This is a genomic window from Pseudomonas sp. LBUM1676, from assembly GCF_059695605.1.
In genome coordinates this window covers 3312383-3326830 of record NZ_CP166777.1, presented here as the reverse complement: position 1 = coordinate 3326830, position 14448 = coordinate 3312383, and the positions used below count along the sequence as shown (strand labels likewise).

Here is a 14448-nt window from a genome sequence, read left to right as displayed (position 1 = left end):
GTTTCCTGGGTATTGGCTGTTTCATGGGGGTTTTCATTCCAATAGCCTGAAACCCAAGCCACATGCCGTGGCACTATCCGGAAGGCGACCCCCATGAAAAATATTATTGTTGCATGCACTCTTTCCCTGTCCGCATTGAGTTCGTTGGCGTTTGCCGAAGAGGGTGGCGATAGGGTGCATGAGAGAAATAAAATTCACGTACAGGAAGCCCTGGCCGCACAAGAAAAGGCCACAGGCGAGAACCGCAATACCGCTGAATCTGGCGTTGAAGCCAATTCCAAAAGCAGTTGAGTGAAGTTCACTTCAGCACTTCAAGTCGTGCTCGGCAGCCCTCACCGCACAGTGTAAGGGCTGCTTTTTTTTCATCCGCCATTTTATTTTCCAACAGTAAAAGCATGTCGCACTGACACATCCCAATGTTGGTTTTTTTCACTTGACCAATACCTGGGCACTCAAAGCAGGAGATGCTGCCCCGCCTCTCTTATTCGAAACAATTGACTTTTCCCCCCACTCATTTGTGCGTTCTTCGTTCGCCGGCGACCGGTACATTAGAACTCCATGGCCCTGCAGCGCGACCCCTAACAAAAACAGCCAGTACGCCTCGATAATCTGCCCCCTATCAGGAGTCATCCACATGACAGCATCCCAGATTCGCGCGCTTCAATTTGCCGGCTTCGCCTTGCTGACGTCTGGCACCGGCGCCGCGCTGGCGGAGGACATCACCTTCGTCTCCCAAGGCGGGGCCTACCAGGAAGCGCAGAGCAAGGCGATCCTCGAGCCGGCCGCGAAGAAGCTCGGCCTGACCCTGAAGCAGGACAGTTCACCCAAGGCTTATCCCATCATCAAGACCCAGGTTCAAAGCGGGAAGATCACCTGGGATGTGGTCGATTTGCCCACCGGCGATTGCATTCGTGGCGAGCAGGAAGGCCTGTTCGAAAAACTCGACCTGAAGCTGATCCCCAATGCCGCCCAGTTGCCTGCCGAGCTCAAGGACGATTACAGCGTCGGCTATATCAGCTACTCCACGGTACTGGCCTATCGTACCGATGCTTTCAAGGGCAAGGATGCGCCCAAAACCTGGGCGGATTTCTGGGACACAAAAAAATTCCCCGGCCAACGTTCGCTACGCAACCTGCCGCGCCCGACATTGGAAATCGCCTTGATGGCCGATGGGGTCGCGCCGGACAAACTCTATCCGCTGGATGTGGACCGCGCCTTCAAGAAGCTCGAAGAGATCAAGCCCCACATCTCGACCTGGTGGACGTCCGGCGGGCAGTCGGCACAGCTGATCAGTGACGGTGAAGTGGACATGATTCAAGCCTGGAACGGGCGAATCACAGCGGTACAGGCCGATGGCGCTCCGGTTGCCTTCGACTACAACGAAGGGGTGCTGGAAACCAATTCGCTGTGCGTGCTCAAAGGCACGCCACACAAGGACGCAGCGATGAAGTTCGTCAATGAAGCCATCGACGCCAAACTGCAAGCAGCCCTGCCCTTGCTCATCGATTACGGTCCGCTGAACCCGGAAGCCTTCAAGACCGGGAGCATTCCCGCCGAGCGCGCGGCAAAACTGCCCTCCTCGCCGGAAAACATTGCTCGCCAGGCGTTGCTGTCGTCCAAGTGGTGGGCTTCCGAGGCTGGCGTGAAGGCAGAAGAGCGTTGGTTGTCGTTCGTTCAGAAGCAGTGATGGGAGACCGACATGTCCAATGCCTACTTAGCCAAACCAGTAAAAACCCTGCCTGACTCCAGCGAAGGTCCGCGCCAGCCCCCGACGTCCACCGCCCAGGCCCTGGCGCGTGAAGAGCGCAAGGAAAACCGCTCGATGCTGTTACTGCTCACACCGGCCCTGGTGATGGTGGTGGTGCTGTTGATCCTGCCGATGTGCTGGCTGGCGTTCCAGTCGGTCCAGACCGAAGAAGGTTTTTCCCTGGGCAACTATGCGCGGATCTTCCAGGAGCGCATCTACTGGGACACCTTCGTGCTGACCTTCAAGATCAGCTTCATGGTGACCATTCTCTCGATCTTCCTCGGTTTTCCCATCGCCTACGCCGCTTCACGGTTGCAGGGCTTCTGGGCCAACCTGATTCTCATCTGCGTGATCATTCCGTTCTGGACCAGCGTCCTGGTCCGTTCCTACGCCTGGCTGGTACTGCTGCAACGCCGCGGCCTGGTCAACCAGACGTTGATCGACCTGGGGATCATCGACCAGCCGTTGAACCTGATGCACAACACCACCGGCACCGTCATCGGCACCTTGCACGTGATGCTGCCGTTCATGGTGCTGCCGCTGTACTCGGTGATGAAAAAGATTCCCCAGGACCTGATGCAAGCGTCCGAAAGCCTCGGCGCCAAGCCCTTCTACACCTTCCGCCGGGTATTTCTGCCCATGGCGGCGCCAGGGGTGATGGCCGGTTCCATCCTGGTATTCGTGATCTGCCTGGGCTTCTTCATCACGCCGGAACTGCTGGGTGGCGGACGCACGATTCTGGTGTCGATGCTGGTGCAGCGCAACGTCGAGTTGTATCACGCCTGGGGCGCTGCCAGTGCCGTGGGCCTGGTGCTGCTGTTTGTGGTGTTCCTGCTGTTCTGGGGCATCAACCGCTTCATTCCGATCGAACGCATCCTGGGAGCGCGCTAAATGAAGATGCTTGCCAACCTGCGCCATATCCGCCTGTCCCAGGTGCTCTTTGGGATCCTGGTCGCGGCGATCCTGCTGTACCTGATCCTGCCGGTGCTGATCGTCGTGCCGATGTCGTTCTCCGAAGCACGCTTCCTGCAATTCCCGCCCAAGGAATGGTCGTTTCGCTGGTACGAAGCGTTCTTCAGCAGCATCGAATGGATGGCCGCTTCCAAGGTCAGCCTGATCACCGCCCTGGTCACGACGGTGGTCAGCCTGCCCATTGGCATGGCCGCGGCCTACGCGATCAACAGTTCCAGCCTGCGTATCGTGCGCACCCTGCAAATCGTGCTGCTGCTGCCGATGATGGTGCCGATCATTCTGATCGCTGCCGGGGTGTTCTTTGTCTATGCGCGCGTCGGGCTGATCAGCACCCTGACCGGTCTAATCCTGGCGCACATCATGCTGGCCCTGCCCTACGTGATCATTGCGCTGCTGGCCGGGCTGCGCAACTTCGACATGTCCCAGGAAATGGTCGCGCGCAGTCTGGGCATGAATCGCTTCCGTGCCTTCATGGCCGTCACCCTGCCGCAGATCAAGCCAAGCCTGGTGTCGGCGACCCTGTTCGCGTTCATCACTTCGCTGGATGAGACCGTAGTGGCGCTGTTCATTTCCGGTGGCGACAACCAGACGCTGACCAAGCGCATGTTCACCGCGCTGCGCGATGAGATCGACCCAACCATCGCCGCGATCAGTTCGATCCTGATCCTCGCTTCGTTGTTACTGGTGGTGATTGCGGGTCGCAACAAGCCGCAGTGACTGACGGCCGACACCAGGTTTTCCTGGTGTCGGCACAGCCTGCCGCCAGGCGCTGCACTTCAGCATCTTTTACTCGTTCAAGCGGCTATCTCGGCATCGGCCGCTGGCCAGTCCTTTTTACAATCGGTCCCATCGTTCGGACCTTTAAAGGCACTCATTATGTGGAAAGCTAAACTGCGTGATCCTTCCCTCCTCGTCGAGCGCGCCTACGTCAACGGCCAATGGATCGAAGCCGACGATGGCGCCACGATCGCCGTGACCAATCCGGCCGACGGCAGCGAAATTGCCCGTGTACCGGCCCTGCAGGCCGCTGAAACACAACGTGCCATCAAAGCCGCGCAGAGTCGCTTCCTCACCTGGCGAGAAGTGCCGGCTGCCGAGCGTGCGCGCCTGCTCGAAGCCTGGCACCGCCTGATCCTGGACAACCAGGAAGACCTGGCACTGATCATGACCGCCGAACAGGGCAAGCCGCTGAGCGAGTCCCGCGGCGAAATCGCCTACGGCGCAAGTTTCGTCAAATGGTTTGCCGAAGAAGCCCGGCGCATCTACGGCGACACCATTCCATCGCCGACGGCCGACCGACGGATTCTGGTGATCAAGCAACCGGTCGGGGTGGTCGCCGCGATCACCCCGTGGAACTTCCCCAACGCGATGATCACCCGCAAGTGCGCCCCCGCCCTGGCAGCGGGTTGCACGGTGCTGATCAAGCCGTCGGAAATGACGCCGCTGTCGGCACTGGCGCTGGCGGTACTGGCTGAACGGGCAGGCATTCCGGCTGGCGTGTTCAACGTATTGACCGGTATGCCGGCCGGCATCGGCGGCGAAATGACGGCCAGCCCGGTGGTGCGCAAACTGTCGTTCACCGGCTCGACCCGTATCGGCCAACTGCTGATGAGCCAGTGCGCCGGAACCATCAAGCGCCTGAGCCTGGAACTGGGCGGCAATGCACCTTTCATCGTGTTCGATGATGCCGATCTGGACCTGGCGATTGCCGGGGTGATGTCGAGCAAATTCCGCAACGCCGGCCAGACCTGCGTCTGTGCCAACCGCATTCTGGTGCAGGACGGGATCTATGACCTGTTCGCTGAGCGCTTGAGCGCCGCCGTCAACCAACTGAAGGTCGGTGACGGCCTGGCCGAAGGGGTCACCATCGGCCCGCTGATCAACGCCGCCGCCGTGGACAAAGTGGCCTTGCACATCAGCGACGCCCTGGAAAAAGGCGCCTCGATCGCCGTCGGCGGTGCCCCGCAAGACAATGGGCTATTCGTCCAGCCGACCGTGCTGCTCGACGTCACCCCGGACATGCTGCTGGCCAGCGAAGAAACCTTCGGCCCGGTCGCTCCGCTGTTTCGCTTCAAGGATGAAGGCCAGGCGCTGGACATCGCCAACAACACGCCGTTTGGTCTGGCCGCTTATTACTTCACCCAGGACATGCGTCGCGCCTGGCGTGTCGGCGAGCGCCTGGAGTTCGGCATGGTCGGGCTGAACACCGGCGTGATCTCCATGGAGGTGGCTCCGTTCGGCGGCATGAAACAGTCAGGCACCGGTCGCGAAGGCTCCAAGTACGGCCTGGATGAGTTCCTCGAGATCAAGGCCTGGCACATCGGCGGCCTGGACTGAAGGACAGCGGATCGAGATTTCGTCGGGCAACAGCTGCTGTTTGCCCGGCGCGCCAAAACGGCACGAACCGGGCAACGGCCCGCGTTCAGATGACACGCAGACATCCCGGGAATCCCCCGTACTCTGCAAATGGAGGCGCTTCATGAATTTCACTGAAGGTTTCGAGTCAGTCAGCGTCAATCAGGTCTGCAAGCATTACGGCAACCTCAAGGCGCTGGATAACGTCAGCCTCAAGGTCGAAGCGGGAGAATTTATGTCTGTGCTCGGTCCGTCCGGTTCAGGCAAGACCACTTTGCTGAGCATTCTGGGCGGGTTTATCCGGGTCAGCTCCGGCAACATTTTGTTCGGCGAGCGCGACGTCACCCTCATGCCGCCGCACAAGCGGGAAATCGGTGTGGTGTTCCAGAACTATGCGTTGTTCCCGCATATGACGGTCGGTGAAAACGTCGCCTTTCCGCTGCGGGCTCGCGGTGAAAGCGCAACCAAAAGCCGTGACCGGGTCATGCAGGCGTTGGCCACTGTCGAGCTCAGCGGTTATGAAGATCGCTCCATCGCCGCGCTCTCCGGCGGCCAACGGCAACGGGTTGCACTGGCCAGGGCGATCGTTTTCGAACCGAAGTTGATCCTGATGGATGAGCCCCTTTCGGCCCTCGACAAACAACTGCGCGAAACCATGCAGATTGAACTGCGGGCCCTGCACAAGCGTCTGGGCGCCACCATGATTTACGTCACCCACGACCAGCGTGAAGCACTGACCATGAGCGATCGCGTGGCGATCATGCGGGGCGGGCAACTGGTCCAGGTCGATACCCCGCGGCGGCTGCACGATCACCCGTCCGACGATTTCGTCGCCAGCTTCATCGGCGAAAGCACCCTGATTCCTCTGCAGCGCAGCAGCAACAACGGGCTGACGCTGGGCACCACGCCACTGCGCACCACCCGCCAGTTTCCACCTTCGGGGGATCTGTTCCTGGCCCTGCAATCGGAAAAGCTGCTGCTCGACAATGACAGCGCTGGCCCTGAATGGAACCGCCTGCGCGGGCGCGTGGCGGACATCGTATTCCAGGGCGAAAGCCTCAAGGTCTTCGTCGATCTGGACGGCGGCCCTACGGTCAGCCTGCGTCAGCCCAGCCACCACGAGGGCAACCTGAACCTGCCACCGATCGGCTCGCCCATGCTCATGCGCCTGCACCCCGAAGACACCATCGTAGTACCGCGGGCCAGCGCCTGATCACCTCATCCTACGGAGCTCAAGATGAATTCTGCACTGACTGAAAACCAACGCCTTCTCGCCCTGCGTGACCAGCACATTCCCCGGGGCATCGCCACCGCTCACCCGGTGGTGGCCGCCCGCGCCGACGGCGCTGAACTGTGGGACGTGGACGGCAAGCGCTACCTGGATTTCGTAGGTGGCATCGGCGTACTCAACGTCGGCCACAATCACCCGCGCGTGGTCGAAGCCGTGCGTCGTCAAGTCGGTGAGATTTCTCACGCCAGCTTTCAGGTGGTGGCGTATGAGGCCTACATCCAGGTCGCTGCGCGCCTGAACAAAATGATCGGCGGCGACGAACACTACAAAAGCGTGCTGTTCACCTCCGGTGCCGAGGCCGTGGAAAATGCAATCAAGATTGCCCGCGGCCACACCAACCGTCCGGCGGTCATCTCGTTCCGTGGTGGTTTTCACGGGCGTACCTTGCTCGGCGTCACCCTGACCGGCATGAGCCAGCCGTACAAACAGAACTTCGGGCCCTTCCCGGCCGAGATCTATCACGCGACTTACCCCAACGCCTATCGCGGCATCAGCAGTGAAGACGCCCTGGCCGAACTCGATGCGCTGTTTGCCACCGACGTTGCGCCCGATCGCGTGGCGGCCATCATCATCGAACCGGTGCAGGGTGATGGCGGTTTCCTCGCGGCCCCCGAAGCCTTTTTGCAGGCGCTGCGCCAGCGTTGCACCGAGCACGGCATCGTGTTGATCATTGACGAGATCCAGGCAGGTTTCGGTCGTACCGGGACGATGTTCGGCTTCCAGCACGCCGACATCCAACCCGATCTGGTCACCGTGGCCAAGAGCCTGGCCGGCGGCATGCCGCTGTCGGCTGTGGTCGGGCGCGCCGAGATCATGGATGCACCGACGCCGGGCGGACTGGGCGGTACCTATGGCGGCAACGCCGTGGCCTGTGCCGCGGCACTGGCGGTCATGGACCTGTTCGAAGAGCAGGATCTGCTGGCCCAGGGCGAGCAGCTGGCAGCGCAATTGCGTGAAGGATTGCTGGCACTGCAAAAACGCCATGCCTGCATCGGCGACGTGCGCGGCTTGGGGTTCATGCAAGCCATCGAAATCGTCGCACCCGACCCGCAGCAAAGCCCGGATGCCGCCCTCGCGCAGAGGATCATCGACGAGGCCCGCAACGCCGGCTTGCTGGTGATCAAGTGTGGCGTCTACCGCAACGTGGTGCGCTTTCTCGCGCCATTGATCACGACCCAGGCACAGGTGGCAGAAGCCTTGCAGATGCTGGACAAGGCTCTGGCCGCCGTCAGCGCCTGATCGATTGCACCCTCCAGGGTCACGCCAGCCCCGGCCAGCTGATGCTGTGTCGGGCTACCGGCCTGTCCCCCCGGAGACTGACGAGCGTTACCCAGGAGTCGATCATGAAAGTCACCCAGTACAAAGCGTTGGGGTTCTCCTTCGGCACGCTGATGGATCGGGAACGGGGCATTCTGGAGGGACTGCGACCGTTGTCGGTGCAAGCGACGGCACTGGCCAGTGACGAGCAGGTCTTGAGTGCCTATCGGCGTACGGCGCTCGAGCTGGCGGCCACGGGTGCCGGCGACAGCCCCGCGGCGTTTCATGGTCAGCTCTACCAGCGCCTGGCTCATCAATTGCATATTGTTCCCGGTTGGGATGACAGTGTTGCCTTCAGTACCGCCTCCAGTCAGTGGCCGATTTTCGAAGATGCGCCTGGCGCGCTACAGTACTTGAGCAAGTTCTATCGGCTGATACTGATCGCACCGCCCTACGGTATGGATATCGACTCGTTGACCAGTCGCTTGCCGGTGGATTTCGATGCGATCATCGAACCCAAGGCCAATGACTGGCACGCGAGCCTTGAAAGAGAACTGCACCGTTTGGGGCTGGAGCGGTCTGAACTGTTACCTGTGCGCAGTACCGAAACAGACGACCCATGGAACGAGCGCGTGGATTTTCCGGTCTGCACGCTGCGCCGCGACCATCACCAGCCCTGGAATCATTCGGACCAGGCGCTCGATGGCAAACGGTGCGAATATGCGAGCCTGGCCGATCTGGTTCACGCGCATCAAAAGGCACTGCATGCCTGACGATAGCCCCCGAGTATTAGACTTTGCGAGGACTGAACATTGGACGCTGCAACGAAGCTCGATCGAATCGACATCAATATCCTGGTCCAGTTGCAAAAAGACGGACGCATGACCAACGTCAGTCTTGCCGAAGCCGTCGGGCTTTCGCCCAGTCCTTGCCTGCAACGCGTGAAGCGACTGGAGTCGGCCGGTTACATCAGTGGCTATGAAGCCCATGTCAACCTGGCCAAGTTCGCCAACTCGGTGACTGTTTTCACCGAAGTCACGCTCTCGGACCACAAGCGCTCCGACTTCGTGAAGTTCGAGTCAAGCATCCGCAATATCGATGAAGTGCTGGAGTGTCATCTGATCAGCGGCGGCTACGACTATCTGGTGCGCTTCCATACCAGCAGCATTCAGCACTATCAGGAACTGATGGAATCGATCCTGGACAAGAACATCGGCATTGATAAATATTTCAGCTATATCGTGATCAAGTCGCCGGTGATCAAAAGCACCGTGCCGTTGCGCAGCCTGCTTCGATCGGTGTGATGCAGGCGCCGGGCGGCCCCTGCGAATCTCGGGCTCAGGACAATATGCAGAACACTTTGCGGACCTTTTCCCGGCTGACCCAGGCATTGCTGGCACCGGCGGGCACCACGACGGTCTCTCCGGCGCGGACAGTACAGGACGCACCTTGCTCGGGCGTCAGCGTCACCACGCCTTCGATGATATGCATCAACTCGCAATAGTCGGGCACAACCCTTTTACGTTCATAGGCTTCGCACTCCCACAGGCCGATGCGCAGATTGGCGCCGGTAAACAGCGTCTGGCTCCAGGCCTTCGGTGTCGCGCTGAGCAGTACATTGGCCGCTGGCGGATTACACGGCTGCAACGGCAGGTTCAGGTCGAGCTTCAGCGGCCGGGCGGGCATCTCGGCACTGCCGGACAACCCGGGAAAGGCCATGAACAGGCGACGCAGCTCGCCCTGGTGACGCCAGCGCAGGGCAATGCCCCGCGGTACCACGAAGCAGTCCCCCGCCTCCAGTGTCAGGTTGAAGTCCTTACCCTCCAGCGTCAGCACACCGGCCTCGACGATACCGAGTTCGACCCAGGGAAAATCCTCGATCAGCAGATTGGCACCGCTGCTCTGGCTGACGCCCACGGCGTAGCCCTGAACGGCATCATGGTAGTGCAGGCACCTGCCGGCCGCCAATGGATCGCCGGGCAAGGCAAAAGCCGCCAGTGGCAGTTGTCGATCAACGTGGGGATGTGAGTAATGCAGGATGGGAGGCATGGGTTCAGACTCGCGGCTCATCGGCCGATAATATCCAGGAACTGCTGCCAGCCCGCCGCCAGACGCACGCCTGGCGCACGGAAGGCGTGCAAGGGAATGGGATTGAAGTGCTCGCCGCTCAACAGGCCGAGCGCGACGTGCTGGCCCGCCGTCATCGCCGCCAGTTGCGCGCCCATGTAGGTCGACAACGCCACGCCTCCGCCGTTATAGCCGATGGCATAGAAACTCTTGTCGTCGAGTTGTCCGGCGTGGGGCAGGTAATCGAGGGTCATGGCTACCAGGCCCGACCAGCGAAAGGCGATTGGCTGGTCGCGCAGGACCGGGAATACCACGCCCATGCTGCGCTGCAACGCGCGGAAAGCCGCCTCCGAGTCGTCCTTGCCGAAGGCACCGCGGCCACCGAAAATCAGCCGATCACCCACCACCCGAAACCAGCGCAGCATGCGTTTGGTGTCGCCGCAGACCTGCCCACCGGGCAACAGTCCGGCAAGGATGGCCGCCGGCAGCGGTTCGGTGGCAATGATCGCGCTGCGAAACGGGATCAGGCGCCGATGCAGGGTATCGGTGGCCCGGGTCAAGTCCGAATAGCCGTTTGTGGCGTAGATCACCTGCCTGGCACTGACCTTGCCCTGGGGCGTGTGCACGACGATCCGCTCGCCTTCACGGCTGACCCGCTCGGCCGGGCTGTTGATGAACATCTTGATCCCGCGATCGTTAAGGCTGCGGGCGATGCCCCGGGCATAATTGAGCGGATGGATCCCCCCCGCCTTGGGCGTCAGCAGGCCACCGGCGAAGATCTTCGAACCGGTCAACTCCGCCACTTCGGCGGCGCTGATCATCACCGAGGAACTGCCGCCGGTTTCACGCTTGATCCAGTTCGCCGTGGCTTGCAGCCCGATCAGTGCGTGCGGGTTATGCGCCGCCGCGATGTGCCCGCCCATGTGCAGACGGGCTTCGGTCAGGCCCAGGGTCTCGACCATGTCCACCAGGCTGTCGACGGCCTGATAGCCGGTGCGATACATCTGCAAGGCGGTGTCGCGACCAAAGCGCGCCATGAGCGTCGGGAAGCCGACCCGAAACTTCGGTGAGACCACCCCGCCGTTGCGCCCGCTGGCGCCCCAGGCCAGGGTGTTGGCCTCCAGGATCAACGGCTCGCGACCGCTCAGGGCAATATGATGCGCGGCCGAGAGGCCGGTATAGCCGCCACCGATAATCACCACATCGCACTGCCGCTCGCCTGTCAGCGATTGCAAGGCCGGTTCGGGTTCGGCCGTTGCCGCCCACAAGGTCTGAAGAGTCATTGCCAGCATCCCGACGAAATAAAGAAGCGGCGCTGACGGTCTGGCCTCAGCGCCTTGGTATTCAGCCCAGTTCTTTCTCTACAGCGTCGGCCAGTTGCGCCAGCGAGGTGTAGTGGTAATGCGGTTCGGTGCGTTCCGATTCCAGGGTGCCGCCGGTGCCTTTCTGAGCATGCCGACGTTCGATCCAGCACACTTGGTACCCCAGGCGCACCGCGACACCGATGTCGTGGTACTGGCTTTGGGCAACGTGCAGGATCTCTTCAAATTGGATGCCTTGAGTGGCCAGTACCCCACGGGTGTAAGCAAAGAACTGCGGATCCGGTTTTTCGAAGCGCACATCGTCAACGCTGACTTTTACGTCGAACGGCTCGTCCAGGGTCTTGGCCATGTGGTCCAGGGCCCAAATGCGCGAATTGGTGGTGGCGACCAGTTTGAAGTGTTTGCGCAGGCGCTTGAGGGCGTCCACCGAATCGGGGAACGCCGGGAAGTTCTTCACTGCCAGGCTCAGGCCCTTGGCATATTCCTCGTTGTCCGGCAGCCCGAGCTTGGCGGCGATCAGGTGATAGCAACGCTCCAGATCGTCCGGCCACCAGCCGGAGTCGGAAGCCGAGCGCGCTTCACGATAGGCCTTGAGAATATCGTCATCGCTGCAGGCTGTTGCGGCGTCGCCCGCGACTTCGCGAACGTGGGCGAGAATGCCCGCTTCAAAATCGATCAGGGTACCGACCACATCGAAAGTCAGGGCTTTGAATTGCTTGAAAGACATAGGGCGCTCCGCAAATCAGGTCATGAGGATGAAGCAATCTGAGACGATTGATTATCTTCTGCGGCCTCTCGCGAAATGTTCCGTTTTTGCCGTCCACCGGCGCATAACCTACCGTTTTTTCCGGCCGGCCAATGCACCTGTGCTCAATCCAGGCCGCCGACGATTGCAGCCAACTCGAGATGGGGAAAGGCCGTATCGATTTGTGCGATGTCAGCGCGCATTTGTTCGATGATCCATTCGCGCACATCCTCCACCACAGGCCGCATGGGACGGTTGTTGGCAGCGACCAGGCAACAGCGGCGGGAAGTGACCCGAAGCTGATCGACAGCGGGCAGCAATTGACCTCTCGCCAGGCAGTGCGAAACCACATTCATCCAGCCCAGCGCCATGCCCTGGCCGAGCAATGCAGCCTGTACCACCACGGCGTAGTCGGAGAATACCAGCGCATTATCGGCACGCCCCAGGTACCGGCGCAGGGCGTCGAAATGCGCGGTCCAGTCCCGTTCCTGATTGTCCATGCTGATCAGCGTCTGGACCCGGGCCTGGTCCGCGCTGTGCAGCACATCCGCGAAGTACTGGGGGTTGCACACCGGCATCAGGATCTCGGGAATCACCAACCTGTCGTCACCCCTGATGCTGTTTTCATCGAGGTAGCGCATGCCCAGGTCAACGTCCACCAGCGGCCCGCCAATTTTCCCGGACATCAGCTGATAGCGCATGTCGACGGTCGGAAAACGCAGGTTGAATCGGCTCATGCGCGGCATCAGCCAGTGTGTGGTGAACGCGGTAGACACCGACAGGGTGACGGTTTCCATGCCGGTGGCCCGCGACTCGATCTCGCTGATCGCCGACTCGATGGTGCTGAATCCTTCCTGAACCCGGCGATACAGGAGGCTGCCGCTTTCGGTCAGCCTGGCCCCACCCCGCACGCGCTCGAACAACTGCACGCCGAGGTGCTCCTCCATGCGCGCCAACATCCGGCTGACCGCCGGTTGACTGACACACAGCTCGTCCGCCGCACGGGTGAAACTGCCGCATCGCGCCGCAGCTTCGAAGACGAACAATGAACTGGAGCTGGGGAGTTTTCGGCGCAGGTTTGACATGACTTGATATTATGCCTGGCAAAACTATTAGTAAATTGTCGGATGCTCCAGGCGCTGTTTATTCTTGCGAGCGACAACCAATGTCCGATCCGAGGGCCAGTGTTTTTCGGCACGTTCCGTACGGGTCACCCTCCTCACCCAGCCAAGAGATTCTTCCTTATATGGAACATGCCCTGAAGTTCTACATCGATGGCCGCTGGGTAGAACCCTGCGGCACGACACGCCTGCCGGTGGTGAACCCTGCGACCGAGCAGCCTTTCAGCCAGATCGCCATGGGCAACCAGGCGGACGTCGACGCGGCGGTGCTCGCGGCCAAAAAAGCCTTCCCGGCCTTTTCGAACACCTCGCCCGCCGAGCGCAAGGAACTGTTGCGCGCTGTGCTCGAAGGTTATCTGCAGCGCTATGACGACATTGCCGAAGTGATCAGCCAAGAGGTCGGCGCGACCCGCGAGCTCTCCCATCAATGGCAGGCGGGCATTGGGAAACGGCATTTGCAACAGCTGATCAGCACCCTGGACACCTTCGCCTTTCAGAAGGCTCGCGGCAAAACGCTGATCAACCTGGAGCCGGTGGGCGTCGTTGCGCTCATCACCCCGTGGAACTGGCCCATCAACCAGATCGTCTGCAAAGTGGCCCCCGCCTTGGCGGCCGGCTGCACCATGGTGCTCAAGCCCAGTGAAATAGCACCGTTGAATGCGATTATTTTTGCCGAAGTCCTGCACAACGCGGGCGTGCCTGCCGGGGTGTTCAACCTGATCAATGGCGACGGGCCTACCGTCGGCGCGGCGCTGGCGAGCCACGCCGATGTAGATATGGTTTCGTTCACCGGTTCCACCCGTGCCGGCATCGAGGTGGCGCGCCTGGCGGCGCCGACGGTCAAACGTGTTCACCAGGAGCTTGGCGGTAAATCGGCGAACATCCTGCTCGACGATGTCGACCTGCAAGCTGCGGTGACCTCGGGCGTGAACGCCTGCTTCAACAACAGCGGGCAGTCGTGCAATGCACCGACACGCATGCTGGTGCCCGCGGCGCTGCATGAAAAAGCCGTCGAGATCGCCTGCCAAGCCGCCCAGGCCCAGCGTGTCGGCCCGCCGTCGGAGCCGCAGTCGACTCTCGGCCCGGTCATCAGCCAACGCCAGTTCGACGGCATCCAACGCATGATCGGCATCGGTATCCAGGAAGGTGCGCAACTGGTGTGCGGGGGGCTCGGCCGGCCTGAACATTTGGCGTGTGGCTATTACGTCAAACCGACCATCTTTGCCGGCGTCACGGCGCAGATGACCATTGCCCGCGAAGAAATCTTCGGACCGGTGCTGGTCATCCAGCCCTATACCAGCGATGAGCATGCCGTCGCGATGGCCAATGACAGCGTGTTCGGACTGGCCGCGTATGTGCAATCGGCGGACCTGCATCGTGCTCGGGAAATCGCTTTTCAACTGCGGGCCGGCAGTGTCTACATCAACTACCCGGACTGGGATGCCGGCGCACCGTTCGGCGGCTATAAACAGTCCGGGAACGGTCGTGAGTATGCGGATTGGGGGCTTGAAGCGTTCCTCGAAACCAAAGGCATCGTGGGGTATGAACGCTGATCGCTGATCGCTGATCGC

14 protein-coding genes are annotated in these 14448 nt (G+C 61.0%); 10 read left to right on the top strand and 4 right to left on the bottom strand.

The features are described from left to right. Positions 1-93: 93 nt before the first annotated feature. The 9 genes from ACA041_RS15420 to ACA041_RS15380 all read left to right on the top strand — a co-directional run bounded on the left by ACA041_RS15420 (position 94) and on the right by ACA041_RS15380 (position 8926). Positions 94-291: a hypothetical protein gene (locus ACA041_RS15420; RefSeq protein WP_497441909.1), complete on the top strand. Its 198-nt coding sequence runs from the start codon at positions 94-96 to the stop codon at positions 289-291. Between the two features lie 343 nt (positions 292-634). Further along, positions 635-1687: an ABC transporter substrate-binding protein gene (locus tag ACA041_RS15415; protein WP_497441908.1), complete on the top strand. Its 1053-nt coding sequence runs from the start codon at positions 635-637 to the stop codon at positions 1685-1687. A gap of 12 nt (positions 1688-1699) precedes the next feature. Further along, on the top strand, positions 1700-2638 hold the full coding sequence (locus ACA041_RS15410) for an ABC transporter permease (RefSeq protein ID WP_497441907.1): 939 nt from the start codon (positions 1700-1702) through the stop codon (positions 2636-2638). Then, a complete protein-coding gene (locus ACA041_RS15405; protein WP_497441906.1) occupies positions 2639-3436 on the top strand; it encodes an ABC transporter permease in 798 nt (265 codons plus the stop codon). A 159-nt stretch (positions 3437-3595) separates the two neighbouring features. Next, positions 3596-5056, top strand: coding sequence for an NAD-dependent succinate-semialdehyde dehydrogenase (locus ACA041_RS15400; RefSeq protein ID WP_497441905.1), 1461 nt, complete (start codon positions 3596-3598; stop codon positions 5054-5056). Between the two features lie 142 nt (positions 5057-5198). Next, positions 5199-6287, top strand: a complete 1089-nt coding sequence (locus ACA041_RS15395) for an ABC transporter ATP-binding protein (protein WP_497441904.1) — start codon at positions 5199-5201, stop codon at positions 6285-6287. A gap of 24 nt (positions 6288-6311) precedes the next feature. After that, positions 6312-7604, top strand: a complete 1293-nt coding sequence (gabT, locus tag ACA041_RS15390) for a 4-aminobutyrate--2-oxoglutarate transaminase (protein WP_497441903.1) — start codon at positions 6312-6314, stop codon at positions 7602-7604. Between the two features lie 104 nt (positions 7605-7708). Beyond that, positions 7709-8395 carry an HAD family hydrolase gene (locus ACA041_RS15385; RefSeq protein ID WP_497441902.1) on the top strand — a complete coding sequence of 229 codons (687 nt, stop codon included), beginning with the start codon at positions 7709-7711 and terminating at the stop codon, positions 8393-8395. Between the two features lie 39 nt (positions 8396-8434). Continuing rightward, positions 8435-8926, top strand: a complete 492-nt coding sequence (locus tag ACA041_RS15380) for an Lrp/AsnC family transcriptional regulator (RefSeq protein ID WP_307329899.1) — start codon at positions 8435-8437, stop codon at positions 8924-8926. Positions 8927-8960: 34 nt separating this feature from the next. Here the strand turns inward: ACA041_RS15380 and ACA041_RS15375 are convergent, their stop codons facing one another. The 4 genes from ACA041_RS15375 to ACA041_RS15360 all read right to left on the bottom strand — a co-directional run bounded on the left by ACA041_RS15375 (position 8961) and on the right by ACA041_RS15360 (position 12841). Further along, the gene (locus ACA041_RS15375) at positions 8961-9671 is read right to left on the bottom strand and encodes a cupin domain-containing protein (RefSeq protein WP_497441901.1); all 711 of its coding nucleotides are present in this window, start codon (positions 9669-9671) and stop codon (positions 8961-8963) included. A 17-nt stretch (positions 9672-9688) separates the two neighbouring features. Then, a complete protein-coding gene (locus ACA041_RS15370; protein ID WP_497441900.1) occupies positions 9689-10972 on the bottom strand; it encodes an NAD(P)/FAD-dependent oxidoreductase in 1284 nt (427 codons plus the stop codon). Positions 10973-11033: 61 nt separating this feature from the next. Then, positions 11034-11738, bottom strand: coding sequence for an HAD-IA family hydrolase (locus ACA041_RS15365; RefSeq protein WP_497441899.1), 705 nt, complete (start codon positions 11736-11738; stop codon positions 11034-11036). A gap of 143 nt (positions 11739-11881) precedes the next feature. Further along, positions 11882-12841 carry a LysR family transcriptional regulator gene (locus tag ACA041_RS15360; RefSeq protein ID WP_497441898.1) on the bottom strand — a complete coding sequence of 320 codons (960 nt, stop codon included), beginning with the start codon at positions 12839-12841 and terminating at the stop codon, positions 11882-11884. A 161-nt stretch (positions 12842-13002) separates the two neighbouring features. Here ACA041_RS15360 and ACA041_RS15355 point away from each other — a divergent pair, with 161 nt between their 5' ends. Beyond that, positions 13003-14430, top strand: coding sequence for an aldehyde dehydrogenase family protein (locus tag ACA041_RS15355; RefSeq protein ID WP_497441897.1), 1428 nt, complete (start codon positions 13003-13005; stop codon positions 14428-14430). The last annotated feature ends 18 nt before the right edge of the window (positions 14431-14448 follow it).